The 1,116-nt window shown below is 66.3% G+C and carries 2 protein-coding genes; both read left to right on the top strand.

The window, feature by feature from the left end; translation table 11 throughout:
- Positions 1-85: 85 nt before the first annotated feature.
- Complete coding sequence (locus JCM19049_RS15010; RefSeq protein ID WP_279403329.1) at positions 86-952, top strand: AI-2E family transporter; 867 nt, start codon at positions 86-88, stop codon at positions 950-952.
- Positions 913-1,074, top strand: a complete 162-nt coding sequence (locus tag JCM19049_RS21260) for a hypothetical protein (protein WP_279403328.1) — start codon at positions 913-915, stop codon at positions 1,072-1,074. The genes JCM19049_RS15010 and JCM19049_RS21260 overlap by 40 nt, the downstream gene beginning before the upstream one ends.
- The last annotated feature ends 42 nt before the right edge of the window (positions 1,075-1,116 follow it).

The following is a 1,116-nucleotide window of genomic DNA, read 5'->3' as shown; positions in this document are numbered from 1 at the left end:
AGGAACCGAACGTGGACGGAGAGGCGCAGGCCGAGCCGCTGGAGCTGATTCACCCGGTGGCCCTGGGGTTTTTGGCCACCTGGGCGTGGGGCTGGCGCTGCTGGGCTACTACCTGCTGACCAACGTGGGCTCGCTGATCACCTGGATCGTGATCGCCATGTTCATCGCCCTGGGGCTGGACCCGATCGTTCGCTTCCTGGTCCGCCACGGCTTCACCCGCCCGCTGGCGGTGCTGACCACCATGGTGGGACTCTTCGCGATCTTTGGCGGGTTCATGGCGCTGATCATCCCGACCCTGGTCACCCAGATCACCCAGTTCATCGAAAGCGCCCCGCAGATGATCGATGACTTCCTGAACAGTGAGCTGGTCTCCCAGCTGGACCGGCAGTACCAGGTCACCGAGCGGATCAACGATGAGGTGGACAAGTTCTTCGGGGACTCCGGGGCGGTGGCCAACGTCTTCGGCGGGGTGCTGGGCGTCTCGCAGACCGTGGCCCAGTCCATGTTCGGGATCCTGATCGTGCTGGTGCTGGCCGTCTACTTCCTGGCCTCCATGCCCGGGATCATGGCCTTCTCCCTGCGTCTGGCCCCGCGCTCCAAGAGGGAACGGGTGGGCGAATTGATGAACCGGATCACCCGCAGTGTCGGCAACTACGTCATCGGCCAGGCCTCGGTGGCGATCCTGAACTCGCTGGTGGCGCTGACCCTGATGACCATCCTGGGCGTGCCCTTCGCCGCACTGCTGACCCTGATGGTCGCGATGCTGGCGTTCATCCCGCTGGTCGGGGCGGTCATCGCCGGGGTGCTGGTCACCACGCTGACCCTCACCCTGGGCTGGCAGAGCGCGCTGATCTACGGCATCTGCTACTTCGGCTACCTGCAGATCGAGCGTACATCGTCTCCCCGCGCATCATGCACAAGGCGGTGGCGGTGCCCGGCGCGGTGGCGGTGATCTCGGTGATCGCCGGCGGCTCCCTGGCCGGGATCACCGGCGCGCTGATGGCCATTCCCACCGCCGCGGCGGCCATGATCTTGCTGCGCGAGGTGTTCATCGCGCGCCAGGACCGGCTCTAGAAGCCTAGAGGGCCAGGCCCAGCCACAATCCCAGGCCGGCCG

The organism is Arthrobacter sp. JCM 19049 (assembly GCF_001310435.1).
This window is presented reverse-complemented; position numbering and strand designations above follow the sequence as displayed.